Here is a 14,473-nt window from a genome sequence, read left to right on the forward strand (position 1 = left end):
TCGCAGGTCAGAGGCCATATTCAGGCCTCGCCGCCGCTCTCCGAGTCTGACGATTTCGGCTGTTGGGTGCCCATTGGGTTCCCAAGAGCCTTGTTGACCCGGTCCAGGGCCGCACGGTCGGCGTCCGTCCCCATGAGGTGCCCATAGGTGTCCAGGGTCAGCTTCGCCGTCGAATGACCGAGCCAGGACGAGACCGTCTTGATATCCACCCCGGCCGCGATCCACAGGGATGCCGCCGTGTGGCGCAGGTCGTGCGGACGCCTCCCGAGCCCAGTCGTATTCCAGTGAATCTGCCGCCGCCAGTTCTGAGCATGGAGGTATCCGCCCTCGGGCGCGGGAAAGAGCAAGTCGTTCGGCTCCTTGCCCTCCGCCGCCTTTGTCACAACCGGCAGGACCATCTCGGACAGGGGCACCATCCGGGATCGACCGCTCTTCGTCGTCGCCCTCTCGATGACCGCACCCGTCAGCCCCGATTGGGGAATGGACCGTTTGACCACGATCCCGGGATAGGGAACCGACACCACGTCGCGGACTCGCAGCCCGCGCAACTCGCCGAACCGCAGACCGGTCAGAGCCAGGACCAAGGTGATGTCGGCGCCTCCTGGCGACAGCTTCCGCTGGGTGTCGACCACATCGAGGAGTGCAGCAACCGTGAACGGATCGACCTCGACGACCTTGCCTGTCCTCGAGTCCGGGTGCGGCAGCGGCACGAGCTCCGCTGGCGACACCTGCAGCCGACGCGTCCTGACCGCATACCTGAACAGACCCCTCAGGGTGGTCCGGACGCGAGCCGCCGTCCGCACCGACCGCGAGACTGCCAGGTCGACCAGGAATCGCTCCACCAAAGGAGGCGTGACGGACGAGATCGGGAACTTGCCGAAGGCCGGCACGACGTGGACCCGGAGCGCGCTCTCGTCCGACTCCCAGGCCCGGACCGACACCTGTCCCTTCCGCGCCTCTCGAAACTCGTCCGCCAGCTCGCGCACCGTGATCCGACCCGCAGCAGGAGCGACGAACTCCCCGGAGTGCAGCAGCCGCTTCTGCTCGACCTCCCACCGGACCGCATCGCCGCGACGATCGAAGGTCCGATCAGCCACGACACGGCTGCGGTACTTCACCTGGACCCGCCACTTGCCGTTGGGGCGCTTGATGATCACGCCGGTTCCTTCTGCGACTCCAACCAGGCGAGGAGGTCTTTCGGCGTCCAGAAGCAGCGCTTGCCGATCCTGATCGCCGGGGCGAACCGGCCGTGGTACCGCAGATGGTTCAGCGTTCCCACGCTGATGTGGCACCACGCCGCCGCCTCGTCCGGTGACAGCAGGACCGGAGCCTGCACTTCGTCGACTTCCCTACTCATGATCTTCACTCCTTGATTGATTTCCCTCGTGACTACTGCTGATTCGCACGCTTCGCCTCGGCTCGGTGTTGGGCGTACTCGCGGGCCCGGGCCGCTGCTGCGCGGGCGAGTGCGACGTCGCCTTCGGTGTCCCAGCCGACCCCGGCGAATGACCAGGACCCGACCACGAGTGTGGTTTCGTCTTCGTCGTCGGCCAGCAGCTGGGCTTCCATCGACGCGAGGTCGACGGGGATGCCGCTGCGTTGCGCGTCGGCGATGAGGACCTGGGCGCGACGGCGGGCACGCCGGAGGGCTCCCAGGGTGACCGAGTAGCGGCGCGACTTGGTCGAGAAGTGTCCGCGGAACCCGAGGGCGGTATGCCACCTGCCGAGGAGTCCGTATGGCACCTCTTTGAGATCGCAGGGCATCTCGGCCGCGACCCATTCGTCCTCGACCAGCGTTGCGAACTCTGCCGCGACCTCTTGGATCCGGGACAGGTGCGGGTTCGAGACGTTCCCGGTGGTGGTGTCGGTGGCGGACTTGGTGGAGTACTTCGCGAGGTACCCCGCGACCTGCTCGGCATTCAACGGCCCGTCGGGGTCGTCGGTGCGGTGGCCGACTCTGACTGGGCGGGAGTCGACCTGTGCACCGAAGGCCAACACCCTCGGCACGTCGCCGTTGAAGACGGGTGGAGCGGTGAACCGGACCGAGGCGACGGCCTCCTCGACGACCTCGGCCAGCGGCTCGGCCGTGACCCCGTCCGGTGCGGGCGCGAAGGCGTCGTCCGTCTTGGGGCCGTCGAGGCGGACGAGCGCGTGGAAGTGGATCAGCCCGCGACGTTGGTACTCGGCCACCTTGGAGTACTGCACGCAGGCGAGGTCCTTCAGCTGAGACTCCGTGACGCCGAGCAGGTGCGCCAGCGCGCGCTTGAGCGCGATGTTGAACCGCCGCCAGAGTTCCGGCGCCCACCACTGCCAGACGATGTGGGAGGCGTAGTCGTAGCACTCCCAACACAGTGGCTGCCCCAGCAGCTCGTCCCCGTCATCATGCTTCTGGTGGCAGGTGGTGGGCCGGTCGTGCTCGCACCGCGGGGTCTCGGCGTGCGGGCGGCAGCGGCGGCCGTTGTCCCGCATGCCATGGACGTGACCAAAGGAGGGCGCGGTCACGGTGGCGAAGACCAGCGGGTTCTCCCCCACCCGCTCGGGTACACCCTTGCCCCCCGCGACCCCGGCGCGGATGAGATGGAACATGTCGGCCGCGTACACCCGCGAGCAGGACGGGCACTCGGAGGCTCGGCGGTTGCCGCACCGGATCAGGGTCGTCCCGAGTGGCTCGGTGTCGGAGGAGTACGACGACAGCACCTCCCCCGTGCCCGCGTCGACTCTCGTGGAGGAGCCGGTGAGGTGGATCGGGTTGGTGCACGACCCCACCCGGGCCACGGCGTTGGACCAGTCCTCGAAGTCGGCCGACAGCAGCCGCGCCATCACCTGCGCGGCCACGCGGGGTGAGCCGACGTCAAGATCCAGGGCGGCTTCGCTCCCGAAACCTGCAAAGGGCACGGAGGGCGCGGCAGGTGCGGTGGTGGTGGTCATGGGTCAGGCAACCTGTGATCCGTCGCGGTTGCGCGGTTTGCGTGGGGTGCGTGGCTTCCTCGGCCTTGCAGCACCACCGGTCGGCACGTTGGGTGTTGGCTCGGGAGCGACCGGTCGCGGTCCCGGGTCGTAGCGGTCGAGCGGGTCGACCGGCTTGGGCGCGCGTGGTGCGGTCAGGGCCGGTGAGGCGGTGACCGACCCGGCGAGTTCGGCGATGTCGTCGTCGGTCAGGTAGGAGGCGCGGACCCGTCGGATGGCGCGGGTGCCCTCGACGCGGACGAAGGCGACGCCGGGTGTGCGTTCGTCGATGTGGTCGGCGGTTGCTCCCATGTCGCGGGCTCCTTCGCCGAGGACCATGTCGACCTGGATCGGGTTGTCCAGGCGCATCGCAACCCGGGTCGGGAACAGGTCCCGCCACCCGACGACGTCCTTGCCCGGGTCCTGCACCGCCGCCAGCACGGTGATCCCGGCCGCGCGGCCCTTGGTGAGCAGCAGCCCGAGAGCCTTGTCGATCCGGCGCACCACGTCCCGTTCTGCGAACGCGGTAAGGGTCGCCAGTTCGTCGATCACGGCGAGCAGGTGCGGTGAGTCCGGGGAGGGTTGGTGTTTGCGGATGGCGAGGTGGGCCAGCCTCTTGGCGCGGGCGTCCATGACCGCGACGAGGTCCTCGAGGAGGTCGCACATCGTCTCGGGGGTGCCGTCCTCAAACCTCGAGAACAGGCGTTGCCCGGGTCGTAGCTCCATACCGCCTTTGGGGTCGATGGCCCACACCTGTACCCACCCGGCGTTAAGGGCCGGAGACAGCCCTCGCAGAAGTGACCAAAGGATGGAGCCCTTGCCTGCCCCGGTGGCCCCGGCGATCAGAACGTGGGTCTGCCAGAGGGAGAACAGCCACGGGGTCCCGTCCTCGTGCCTGCCGACCGGGATCCCGGCGAGATCAACCTCCGGCGAGGCCATTACCGGTAGCGGACCGATCGTGTCGGCGAGGACGTCGGCGTGGTGCAGCTCGATCCACACCGACCCTGGCCCCGAGGCGGTCACTCGGGCTTCGCGGGCCCCGAACGCGACGGCCAGCGCGTCAGCCTTGCCGGCGTAGTCGTCCAGGGTGAGCCCTGTCGGGATCGCCACCCGCAACCGAACGATCCCGGCCGAGGTGACCCGCACATCCCCCAGCGCCCCGTAAACCCACGGCTTGTCGCTGCCTGTGTGGTCGTGGACCACGAGCCCGACCCGGGAGGCGATCCGCCGCCACCTGCGCGGGTATGTCGTCAACAGCCAGAACCGGTGCAGGCGTGGCCGAACCTGCCCCTTGTAGGACTCCGGCCACACCACGCGCCACACACCCACCGCCATGACAAGCGCGGCTAGCACAGCCAGGACCGCCGCGTGACCCGCATACCGGTCCAACACCAACAACGAGCCCACCGCAGAGGCGACCCGGGGGCGGCGGATCGCGAACCGGACCAGCCGGAACGCCGACCGCAGTACCAGTAGCACGAGCCGGACGACTGCCTCGATCAGCATCGGCACCGGCTCGTCGCTGCCGAACATTGAACCTCTGGGCGTGCTCATCACCAACCCCGCCTCAGGCCGACCGGCGAGCGTCCGAGGCCACAGCCATCACCCGGGACTGAGCCGCACCCAGCGCTGAGTACGCCCGGTAGACGCCGCGCCTGATCTCGTCGTCCGGGGCATTGCCGAACTCCCGGACCAGCTTCGCCAGTTCGGTGCGGACCCCGTCCACCCGAGCGACCTCGTGAGTCAGCACGGCCGGGAGGTCCTTCACGTCCACGTCGAACGCGTCGGCCCACGCCACCGCCTCCACAGGACGCATCACGCCGCACCCTTCTCAGAGACCGACTGCGGCTTGCCCGAGCCCGTGGCGGCGGGCTTGGCACCGGGGGCGTGCATCCCGTCCGCGCGCAGCGACCACCCGATCTTCGGGCGCTTGCCGCGGTCGTCGATCCACGCCGTCACCGTCAGGTTCTCGAACTCCACCGGTCGCAGTTTCTGACCCTCCACCTTCGACGGCGGCACCGGCTGAACGTCGGCGGCGATCTTCACCGTCACCTCGCCTTGGTTCTTCGGCGCATCCTCGTCGTAGTCGACGACACGGACCTCCCACACCCGCAGCCCGGACTCCTTGTCCCGGACCTGCACGTCACCCGGTTCGCGTCCCTCGGCCTTCGCGGCTTGGATCAGGTCGAAGTCCTCCACTGCGGTGACCGACCCACGCATGCCGACACCCTCCGGGAAGACGTCCTCGAACCGGACCCGCATCCTCTGCTGAATTGCCATGACTCTCCCTCTCGTGAGATGAACCATTTAGAGGTGGTTCTATTGAGGAACGTATCACATGAGCATTTTTACAACCGGTTCTATTTGCCAACTTTTTACTTTGCGCTCCTTACCGGTAGCGTTATGGCAGGTCATAGCGTCGGAACAGGAGCGCGCAGGATGGGCATGGGCTATCGGGATTTGGCGGCGCAGCTGCGCGGCGAGATCGAGCGGGGCGACTACGGTCCCGGGTCCACACTGCCCAAGCAGGACGACCTGGCTTCGCAGTTCGGGGTCAACGTCAAGACGGTTCGCAACGCCGTCGCCCTCTTGGAAGCCGAGGGGCTAGTCACGCCTGTGCGACGTCGGGGCACCGTGGTCCGAGAGCGTCCACCGATGCGCCGGCTCGGGGCCGAGCGCTACTCCAAGAGCAAGTGGAAATTCGGCGACAGCGTCGCGTTCATCGCGGACCGCGAGGCGTCCGGACAGCCGTGGCAGCGGACCGACCAGACCCAGACCGTAGAACTCGTGAGCCCGCCAACGAGGGCCGTCGAGGTGCTCGGGATCGAACCCGGCAGCCAGCTCTATGCCCGTGCGCGGCTCGTCAAGCTAGAGGGGCGACCCACTCATACCCTGACGAGCTACTACCGGCCCGAGGACGTCGAGGGCACTCCCCTGGTCGATCCGACGCCCGGACCGGCTGGCCGGGGCGGTGGCTTCGCTGTCCTCACCCTGCAAGGCCTCGAACCTCACGAGGTCACCGAAACGTTCCACGCCCGGATGCCGACTCCCGATGAAATCTCGACCCTGGAGCTCCCAGCAGGAGAGCCGGTCATGATCCTTGAGCGAATCACCAGGACCAAGGACGGATATGCCGTGGAGTACGCCACCGGAGTTCACGCCGCTTCGCGGTTCTCCTGGACCTACACCTACGACATGCCCGACTGAGGAGACAACTGTGAGTGTCATGGACGAGGCCCAGATCCTCTGGGACTACCACCAGATGCACCACGAGCCGCGAAACACCGACATCGCCATCGGGCTCGGGAGCCACGACATCGGAGTCGCCGAGCACACGGCAGATCTCTACCGACAAGGAAGGTTCCCTCTGATCGTCTTCACCGGCGCCAACGCACCAACGACCATCGAGGCCTTCCCCCGCGGCGAGGCCGTCCACTACGCCGAGCGCGCCGAGCAGCTGGGGGTACCTGACACCGCGATCCTCCTTGAGGAGCACGCGCGCAACACGGGCGAGAACTTCACCCTGACCCGCGCACTGCTCGACCACGAGGGCATCCATCCGAAGTCCGCAACCATCATCAGTCGGCCGTACCAACAACGCCGCGCCTACGCGACATGTCAAAAGATCTGGCCCGAACTCGACGTTGTCTGCTCCTCGCGCCCTCAGTCCTTGCCCGACTACATCGCGTCGATCGGTGATGAGGACAAGGTCCTCAACATGCTCGTGGGTGACACTCAACGGATCTGGCTCTACGCCGACCAAGGCTTCGCGGCTCCCCAGCCGGTTACCCCGGAGGCAGGCGCCGCCTACGAACGGCTGGTGTCTGCTGGCTACACCCGTCGCCTCATTGAGGCGCGCCCGACGTGACCGACATGCGGCGACACTCCGTCAGCGTCGCCGCTGCGATCTTTGACGACTCCGGTGAGAATGTCCTGCTCATTAGGCGCCGTGACACCGGCCACTGGGAACCGCCGGGCGGCGTCCTGGAGGTCGAAGAGACCATTGAAGACGGATTGCGGCGAGAGGTCCTCGAGGAAACTGGCGCTGGAATCGAGGTCGGACCACTTACCGGCGCCTACAAGAACATGACCCTAGGGGTCGTAGCACTCGTATTTCGTTGCAGGCTTGTCAGCCCGTTCCTCCCAGAGTCGATCGAAGCTGCGGAGGTCGCATGGTGCGAGATGTCAGATCTGCCGGAACTCATGGTCGCAGCGTTTTCCGTTCGATTGACTGACGCAGAGTCCAGTCTCGGCGCGGCCACCAGAGCCCATGACGGCACGAATCTGTTATGCACCGAACGTAGACACGGCCATACCTAAGCACTCTTGCCAATTCTGGGGCAAAGGCCTCGATCTTCATGTTTCATGAGGGGCAGCACGGGTCCGCAAGCCAGGCAAACCAGGGGGCACGAATGTATATGCGCCAGATCAGACTGGAAGGCTTCCGCGGCCTTGACACAAGCGTGACCTTGGACGCGCCCTTGGGGCTCATCGTCGGCGAGAACAACGTTGGCAAGTCCGCCGTCATTGACGCGATCAGGGTTCTATTTCAGCCCCAAGCCGGGCGCCGATTCAATCGATGGCTCACCCCAGCGGACTTCTCTCATGACGGACACGGCGACAACCGCGTCAATCGGCTACGCCTCAGCGCCGAACTCTTCGACATAGCCGAGAGCCAGCGGGGGCGGATGATCTCTGCTCTGGCACCATCCCTTGGGGCTGGGGCTGGTCGCCTCACCATGATCGCCCAACTTGACGAACACGACCGAGTGTCGACGCGTTGGGAGGGGGGCGACCTAGGCCACACCGATGTGGAGACGATGGCGCGTGAAGCAATCCGCTACGTCTACCTGCCCCCGCTCCGTGACGCAGCCTCCGACCTGCAACCAGGGTCCACCAATCGGTTGGCAGGGCTACTCACCGCGTTCGCACCGCCCGGGCATCCTGACCGCTCTGAATTAGAGACCATCATGAGCGATGCCAACACCGCCCTCGAGAGCGTCGATGCGGTGGTCAAAGCAGCAACCGCCATCGGCCAACGGCTTAAGGGGCTGACCGGGACGGGCGTCTACGCGCACCAAGCCGCCATGACGTTTTCCCGTCCTAAGTACGACCGGATCATCTCCACACTTCAAGCCCTAGCCGGACGAAACACGCCGCTCGGACTGGACGAGAACGGGCTGGGCTACAACAACCTGCTCTATATGTCGGTGCTGCTGGGCGCGCTCGAGAACGATTCGGACACTCCATTGAACCTTCTGCTCGTGGAGGAGCCGGAGGCGCACCTGCACCCCCAGCTTCAGGACCTGCTGATGCGATACCTCGAAGCAGAATCCTCGTCTGACACCACGCAGGTAGTGATGACCACCCACTCGCCGCAGCTGGCCTCCTCGGCCCATGTGGAACGAATCACGATCCTTGCCCGCGATGGCGTTTCAAACGCTTCGGCAACGGCGTTGGGACAGCTGCGCCTAACGTCGAAGGACGCTGCCTTTCTCCGCAGGTTCCTTGACGTGACCAAATCCGCGCTCTTGTTCTCGCAGGGCGTTCTACTTGTCGAAGGAATTGCCGAGCAACTGGTTGTGCCCCAGTTCGCCGCGCGAATGGGCGTCCCCCTGTCGGAACATGGCATCACCGTGGTCAACGTTGGGGGCTTGGCGTTCCAGCCCTTCTTGACGCTCTTCCAAGACAACGGACTGCCCTACCGATGCGCCGTCCTCTCTGATTCAGACCCAGCCACCAACGAAGACGGCACAGAGGAGGCGATGTCTCCGACGGCCCGTGGACTATTTGAGATCGAGTCAGACAAGATCCACGTTGGGCTGGCGACGAAGACGTTTGAGTGGGACGTAGCCCATGCCAACGCAGGCGAGCCGGAGTTGCTTCTCACTGCGTTGGCGAGTGTGCGTCCCATCGTGGGAGCTCGACTTCGCACGGAGCAACCGCAAGGGCCATCTGGCTTTGCGGACGCCTACCTGGAGGCGGCCAGGAACCATAAGGGTCGAGTGGCGCAAGAGTTGGCCGTAGCTTTGGAATCGTCAAGCGAAGTCGAGTTTGAGATTCCGGCATACATTGCTGATGCAATCTCTTGGCTGACGCAATGAGCGTCGACAACGATCAGCCCCAGACTTGGGGACTCTCGCCTGAGCAAGCGGACGCGATGATCGGGGGCGACAACATCATGCTCACCGCTTGTCCCGGTTCGGGCAAGACGCGTTCGGTGGCTGCGCGCCTGGCTTGGTCCGAGGCTGTAGGGCGGTCCGTCGCCCTGTCTAGTTACACGAACGTTGGCGCCAACGAGATCGCCGAATCCGTGCGCCGCGACCATGGGTTGTCCTTGGGTTCGGATCACTTCGTCGGCACTCTTCACCAGTTCCTTTTCCAGTATGTGCTGAGGCCTTTCGGCCATCTCGAGATGGGCTGTGCGACCGTCCCCATGGTGGCCTCGGAACCGCTGACATGGGACGACTACAGGTTTGATCGCGTTGGTGAGCTTCGAACGCGACAGAGGCGGCAGAGCGCGAACACGGTGCCAGAGCGGAGCGCCGCGCAAGCAACCAAGAAGGCCCAAGCGATTGCTGGACTGGTTACGCCAGATGACGCCCTCTACTGGTGTCTAGAGACCCTTCGCAAGCACGAGGTCGCCCGACAGTCGCTGGCAGCTCGCTTCCACGAGGTAATGGTCGACGAGGCGCAGGACACAACCGACCTGCAACTTGCCTGCCTTGAACAGTTGCACGAGGCGGGACTTCGATCGATCGTGCTGGTCGGAGACTTCGATCAGTCCATCTTCAGCTTCACCGGTGCCCGTCCCGATCTGTTTCGGCGGTTCGCCCGCGACCGCAGCCTGAGCGTCGCTTCGCTCAACGAGAACTACAGGTGCTCACAGGCCATTTGTGATGTCGCCTGGCATTTCAGCACTAAGTCCACGCCCGACCGTGCCGTGGGCCCAAACCGAGGATTCGCGCAGCGTCCCACCGTCACACTCTTCGATGACGGCGATCCAAGAAGTGCTATCGCCGACTTCACCACCTACATCGGGAACCTCGGGATACAGCTGTCTGACGCGGTGGTGGTGGCAAGGGGCAACGACCTCGCGTCCGTCCTAGGCGGCAAACCCAAGTTGCGGCGGCCGCTCAGCATCCTTGGTCGCGCGAAGTCCGCCGGCGTAGGTTTATCGAAGGCGCTCGTCCACGACGTCGAGCAACTCTTGACGGAGGCGGCCTTCCGCGGGGAACCGGTGACGAGGGACACGGACCGCCTCCGTGTTCGAGTCGCGGCCATGGATCTCATCGAGGCCTTGCCCCCTCTGGAGACGGATTCCATGATTTGGGCCTCTGACGCCATGCCCCTTTTGACGCATTACGCCGGAGTCGCTTTCCCTGAGCGGCGGGACACAGCGTCGCTTGCTCTCCAAGGCCAGAGTGGGGCGACTATGGCCCAGCTGTTTGCACCGCCACCAGGAGGAGTCCGGGTTGACACCATCCACGGGGTTAAGGGTCAGTCATTTGATGCTGTGCTCCTGGTGGCCGCACCCCCTGAAGGTTGGCGGGATGGTCAGACGGACCAGTGGTCTACGTTGCTTGACGATGGAAACACGTCCGAGGAGTTGCGGCTCGTCTACGTCGCTCTTACCCGAGCGCGCAAGGTCTTGGTGATAGCGGCGCCCTCCAGCGTTTCCTCAGCTGCACTGGAATCGTTCGCGGAGCGCGGCTTCGCCACTCCTTGACTCAAGTTGCTAAGCCGAGCGGCGACAGTGAGTAGACACAAGATGGCCCTGCGCAGTTCACGCCGCCCTCTTGCGCGTCACGGCTTGCCAAATGTGTGGCGCCATCAATTTCGCAACGGCTCCGATGGCGGGAACAACCACGCTATTCCCAAACTGCTTGTAGGCTTGGGTGTCGCTAACCGGAATTCTGAAAGAGTCCTCAAAGCCCATGAGACGAGCACACTCACGCGGCGTGAGACGACGTGGACGAGTTCCGAGTTGCTCAACCAAGATCTCAGATCCGTCTTTGTAGTAACGAGCCGAGAGAGTTCGAGTGGTCATTCCCTCTCTAACCAGGCCGTAGCCAAAGCCATTTCCGGCAGCCCGATGTTTGGCTGCGTAATTCTGCAGATAGGTCCAGAGGTTTTCTGTCAACGTGTAGCGGTCGGGCACACGGTTTCTCGAATGATCGAAGTATCGGCCCTCGTCATGTGGCAATACCGGTTCCGTGCCGTCCGTACGATGAAGCACGGACTCGATCTTTGATCCCTCGGCCGGCCGCTCCAAGGATTCAAAACTGAAGTCGGTCGGCTCACGGAACCCTACAATCATGATCCGCTCACGGTTTTGCGGTGTGAAATGCAGACCGTTTACAACCTCAAACTTCACGTGGTAACCCAGCTCCTCCTCCAAAGTCCGTCGGATGACCGCAAAGGTCCTTCCCCCATCGTGCGTCTGTAGGTTCTTAACATTTTCAAGCAGGAAGGCAGCCGGTTGCTTTGCGTCTATGATCCGCTTAACGTCAAAGAACAGCGTTCCTTGGGTCGGGTCAGAGAAGCCATGCGCCCGGCCGAGGGAGTTCTTCTTAGAAACCCCTGCAATGGAGAATGGCTGACAAGGGAATCCGGCCAAGAGCACATCGTGATCCGGCACCGTGGAGGCGTCTTTGACACTTGTTATGTCGTTGTTGAACACATGCATCTCGCGGTGAGGGAAATTCGCAGCATAGGTCTGTTGTGCATAGGGATTCCATTCCGACGTGAATGCACATTTTCCACCAATACCTTCGAATGCTTGACGAATTCCTCCGATGCCAGCGAAGAGGTCGGCGAAGGCAAATCGGCCCTGGTCTGAGTCCACGGTCAGGTGCATTCTGATCGCGTCGCCTAGATACGCGGGGCACGCCGACTCTTGACTCTCCCACCGACGAACAGTCCGCTCACTGACCGAGAGAAGGGTCGCGACCTGCTGGTGGGTCTTCTGGCGACGCAACTCAAGAAGCATGTCGTGAGAGCTCTTTGGCATCATTCGTCTACCTCATGGTGGGGAGTGTTGCCGGACATTTTGACCGCTAACAGCCCCCACGTGCGGGAGGCGCGCCGATATACCCGGCGTCGAACGTATATCCAGGCCGTGACACTCCCAGCGCGGCCAGCAAGCCGGCGGCGCAGCACTGCCTGTCAGGACCGAACCACGCCCGGTGGAGGATCAAGAGCCACACCTCACCTGCGAGAATCTATTTGGGCGGTTTGTCGTCCTCGCGCACCCAGGGTCTTCTATCGTCGTCCCCATGGACACCCGGGGGCTGAAGAGACCTAGGTGGCGTCTAGTTGGCGCGGACGTCGAGGTCGAGGATGGCACGGCATGGCGGACAGCCTCCACCGCAGAGATCGCCGAGGCATCGTCCGGGGACCATAGCGCGGAGATCCGCGGGGACACTGGCCTGCGATTCGGCAGGGTCATGCTCAGCCCACGGGTCAAGCTCGTTGGGGATCTGCCAGATGATGTTCGCGTCGAACTGGGTGTTCAGCGGGGGGCAACATTTGTCCCCATCCCCAGCCTTAGCTCGCGCGCCATAATCCAAGGTCGCAGGTGGCACCCACTAGACCCCGGCGCCATGGACCTTTGTCAGGACTTCCTCGCTCGGCACAGGGTGTCACCACACGACGACGTGGCATTGGGATCGTATCTCCACCTGAAGTCGGACCCCGCTGCCTGGGGACTCTTGATTGACGAGACGGCATGGAGCGATCGGACGACAGCGGAACCCCCTACGGCCAGGAACTTCGCCAGCCAAGGCTTGACCATCGACCTATACCCGTACCAGCAGACGGGCGCGGACTTCCTCGCCTCGATGGCGGACCGCGGCGTTGGGGTTCTCCTAGCCGACCAGATGGGCTTGGGCAAAACACTCCAGGCGATTGCCCTGCTCCTTGACCAGCGCGAAGACGGTCCGGCCCTCGTCGTCGGCCCGGCCTCGTTGCTGCGGAACTGGTGTCGCGAGTTCCGCCTGTGCGCCCCTGACATCTCCGTCCTCAACCACTCAGGTCCCCTACGCACGGGTATCGCACAGGGATTGTCCGGCTACGACGTTGTCCTCACCTCATACGACACGCTCATCAATGACCTGAGCTTCCTTGGCACCATCGAGTGGAACGTCGTGGTTCTCGATGAGGCACAGTCGATTCGAAACCCAGACACGGCCCGCGCGGAGGCAGTCAAGTCATTGAATCGGCGCATCTCACTAGCGCTCACAGGCACGCCGGTCGAGAATCGCCTTCTCGACCTTTGGTCCATTGCCGAGTTCGTCATCCCGCCCCTGCTCGGGAACCGAGCTGCATTCGAGGACGCCTTCCCAGACGAACTCGATCGAGCCCACGAGGTCGGACGAATCGTCGCTCCCGTCACACTCCGCCGCCTGGTGGCGGATGTAGCTAAAGACCTCCCCGATCTCATTCAGATTGAGACCGCCTTCGAACTGGCCCCGGCCGACCGGATTCGTTACGACCATGTCCTAGCGACAGCCGCGGGACCGCTCGCTGCTACCACCGCCCTCCGGGTCGTTTGTGCCCACGCAGATGGATTCAGCTGGACTGGCGCCGGTCGCTCGCCAAAAGCAGAGCATGCACTGAGACTGATCGCCGAGGCTTTTGAAGAAGCCCAGAAGGCCTTGGTCTTCGCATCTTTTCAAACCACCCTTGATTGCTTGTTTGATGCTGTACAGGCGGAGCATCCGGGTGCGTTTCTCGGGGTCATCGACGGTCGAACTCCGGCAGATGCACGTCAGTCCATTATTGATCTCTTCAGCAGTTTCGAAGGCCCCGGCGCCCTCTTCATGAACCCTCAGGCGGCGGGCGTCGGGCTCAACATAACTGCCGCCAATCATGTCATCCATTTCAACCCTGAATGGAATCCCGCCTTGACTAGTCAGGCAACCGCACGCGCCTACCGGCGGAAGCAGGATCTTCCAGTCACTGTCCACCACCTCTTCTATGAAAGTTCAGTCGAGGAGGACGCCCTCAACCGTGCCGACTGGAAGCGCGATCTGGCGGACATGGTGGATGCCGGAACAACAAGCGAAGGAAGTTGAACTGCCCTATGGCCGCGCCCCGCGAAGTTAGCAAGATCCTCACCCCGAATGATCTTGGCATCACCGGCACCCACCAAGCCGGCATCGCTATCCCTAAGGATGCCGATGTCCTCGCCTTCTTTCCACGCTTGGATCCAACTGAATACAACCCCGACTGTCTTATCGCCGTCCACACGCCAGCGACAGGAGACTACTGGCAATTGCGCTTCGTCTATTACAACAGCAAGACGCATGGCCAAGGGACTCGGAATGAGTATCGCTTGACCGGTACAACTCAGATGTTGCGCGATCTGGCGCCCCGCGTGGGGGACTCGATCTCGTTCCTGAGAAACCCTCTTGGCGATATTGAAGCGTGCATCCGCCTACAGGACGACCCGGTGCCGTTGCCCGCAACTGAGAGAGTACTCAAGAATGGTTGGCGCCTTACCATTTCCGATACCAAGGACTGA

At 63.7% G+C, this 14,473-nt stretch carries 14 protein-coding genes; 7 read left to right on the plus strand and 7 right to left on the minus strand.

Features of this window, described 5'->3' with window-relative positions:
• Positions 1-20: 20 nt before the first annotated feature.
• The 6 genes from ABD262_RS10405 to ABD262_RS10430 are packed head-to-tail and all read right to left on the minus strand — an operon-like array spanning position 21 to position 5,226.
• A complete protein-coding gene (locus tag ABD262_RS10405; protein ID WP_344135233.1) occupies positions 21-1,157 on the minus strand; it encodes a tyrosine-type recombinase/integrase in 1,137 nt (378 codons plus the stop codon).
• On the minus strand, positions 1,154-1,357 hold the full coding sequence (locus ABD262_RS10410) for a helix-turn-helix transcriptional regulator (protein ID WP_344135236.1): 204 nt from the start codon (positions 1,355-1,357) through the stop codon (positions 1,154-1,156). Before ABD262_RS10410 ends, ABD262_RS10405 begins: the two co-directional genes overlap by 4 nt.
• A 32-nt stretch (positions 1,358-1,389) precedes the next feature.
• Positions 1,390-2,928, minus strand: coding sequence for a replication initiator (locus ABD262_RS10415; RefSeq protein ID WP_344135239.1), 1,539 nt, complete (start codon positions 2,926-2,928; stop codon positions 1,390-1,392).
• A 3-nt stretch (positions 2,929-2,931) separates the two neighbouring features.
• Positions 2,932-4,500, minus strand: a complete 1,569-nt coding sequence (locus tag ABD262_RS10420) for an FtsK/SpoIIIE domain-containing protein (protein ID WP_344135242.1) — start codon at positions 4,498-4,500, stop codon at positions 2,932-2,934.
• A 13-nt stretch (positions 4,501-4,513) separates the two neighbouring features.
• Positions 4,514-4,765, minus strand: coding sequence for a hypothetical protein (locus ABD262_RS10425; RefSeq protein ID WP_344135245.1), 252 nt, complete (start codon positions 4,763-4,765; stop codon positions 4,514-4,516).
• Positions 4,762-5,226: a plasmid replication, integration and excision activator gene (locus ABD262_RS10430; protein WP_344135248.1), complete on the minus strand. Its 465-nt coding sequence runs from the start codon at positions 5,224-5,226 to the stop codon at positions 4,762-4,764. The genes ABD262_RS10425 and ABD262_RS10430 overlap by 4 nt, the downstream gene beginning before the upstream one ends.
• A gap of 18 nt (positions 5,227-5,244) precedes the next feature.
• On the opposite strand from ABD262_RS10430, the gene ABD262_RS10435 reads away from it, so the two are divergent.
• The 5 genes from ABD262_RS10435 to ABD262_RS10455 all read left to right on the plus strand — a co-directional run bounded on the left by ABD262_RS10435 (position 5,245) and on the right by ABD262_RS10455 (position 10,675).
• Positions 5,245-6,153, plus strand: coding sequence for a GntR family transcriptional regulator (locus tag ABD262_RS10435; RefSeq protein ID WP_344135251.1), 909 nt, complete (start codon positions 5,245-5,247; stop codon positions 6,151-6,153).
• A gap of 19 nt (positions 6,154-6,172) precedes the next feature.
• Positions 6,173-6,814, plus strand: a complete 642-nt coding sequence (locus tag ABD262_RS10440) for a YdcF family protein (protein WP_344135369.1) — start codon at positions 6,173-6,175, stop codon at positions 6,812-6,814.
• 5 nt (positions 6,815-6,819) lie between these two features.
• Positions 6,820-7,266 carry an NUDIX hydrolase gene (locus tag ABD262_RS10445; protein ID WP_344135372.1) on the plus strand — a complete coding sequence of 149 codons (447 nt, stop codon included), beginning with the start codon at positions 6,820-6,822 and terminating at the stop codon, positions 7,264-7,266.
• A gap of 98 nt (positions 7,267-7,364) precedes the next feature.
• The gene (locus ABD262_RS10450; protein WP_344135254.1) at positions 7,365-9,050 is read left to right on the plus strand and encodes an ATP-dependent nuclease; all 1,686 of its coding nucleotides are present in this window, start codon (positions 7,365-7,367) and stop codon (positions 9,048-9,050) included.
• Positions 9,047-10,675, plus strand: a complete 1,629-nt coding sequence (locus ABD262_RS10455) for a UvrD-helicase domain-containing protein (protein ID WP_344135257.1) — start codon at positions 9,047-9,049, stop codon at positions 10,673-10,675. The genes ABD262_RS10450 and ABD262_RS10455 overlap by 4 nt, the downstream gene beginning before the upstream one ends.
• A 57-nt stretch (positions 10,676-10,732) precedes the next feature.
• On the opposite strand, the gene dcm is transcribed toward ABD262_RS10455, so the two are convergent.
• A complete protein-coding gene (gene dcm / locus ABD262_RS10460) occupies positions 10,733-11,794 on the minus strand; it encodes a DNA (cytosine-5-)-methyltransferase (protein WP_344135260.1) in 1,062 nt (353 codons plus the stop codon).
• Between the two features lie 940 nt (positions 11,795-12,734).
• Between dcm and ABD262_RS10465 the strand changes: the two genes are divergently transcribed.
• Positions 12,735-14,024: a DEAD/DEAH box helicase gene (locus ABD262_RS10465; RefSeq protein WP_344135263.1), complete on the plus strand. Its 1,290-nt coding sequence runs from the start codon at positions 12,735-12,737 to the stop codon at positions 14,022-14,024.
• An 8-nt stretch (positions 14,025-14,032) separates the two neighbouring features.
• On the plus strand, positions 14,033-14,473 hold the full coding sequence (locus tag ABD262_RS10470) for an EcoRII N-terminal effector-binding domain-containing protein (RefSeq protein WP_344135266.1): 441 nt from the start codon (positions 14,033-14,035) through the stop codon (positions 14,471-14,473).

Origin of the sequence: Pedococcus bigeumensis (assembly GCF_039531795.1) — a bacterium.
Taxonomy (GTDB): Bacteria; Actinomycetota; Actinomycetes; order Actinomycetales; family Dermatophilaceae; genus Pedococcus; species Pedococcus bigeumensis.

Bases quoted from the DNA above. Each gene is read 5' to 3' on its own strand.
- ABD262_RS10410 (WP_344135236.1), bottom strand. From the start codon at position 1,357: ATGAGTAGGGAAGTCGACGAAGTGCAGGCTCCGGTCCTGCTGTCACCG.
- ABD262_RS10415 (WP_344135239.1), bottom strand. From the start codon at position 2,928: ATGACCACCACCACCGCACCTGCCGCGCCCTCCGTGCCCTTTGCAGGT.
- ABD262_RS10420 (WP_344135242.1), bottom strand. From the start codon at position 4,500: ATGAGCACGCCCAGAGGTTCAATGTTCGGCAGCGACGAGCCGGTGCCG.
- ABD262_RS10430 (WP_344135248.1), bottom strand. From the start codon at position 5,226: ATGGCAATTCAGCAGAGGATGCGGGTCCGGTTCGAGGACGTCTTCCCG.
- ABD262_RS10435 (WP_344135251.1), top strand. From the start codon at position 5,245: ATGAACCATTTAGAGGTGGTTCTATTGAGGAACGTATCACATGAGCAT.
- ABD262_RS10440 (WP_344135369.1), top strand. From the start codon at position 6,173: ATGGACGAGGCCCAGATCCTCTGGGACTACCACCAGATGCACCACGAG.
- ABD262_RS10445 (WP_344135372.1), top strand. From the start codon at position 6,820: ATGCGGCGACACTCCGTCAGCGTCGCCGCTGCGATCTTTGACGACTCC.
- ABD262_RS10450 (WP_344135254.1), top strand. From the start codon at position 7,365: ATGCGCCAGATCAGACTGGAAGGCTTCCGCGGCCTTGACACAAGCGTG.
- ABD262_RS10455 (WP_344135257.1), top strand. From the start codon at position 9,047: ATGAGCGTCGACAACGATCAGCCCCAGACTTGGGGACTCTCGCCTGAG.
- ABD262_RS10470 (WP_344135266.1), top strand. From the start codon at position 14,033: ATGGCCGCGCCCCGCGAAGTTAGCAAGATCCTCACCCCGAATGATCTT.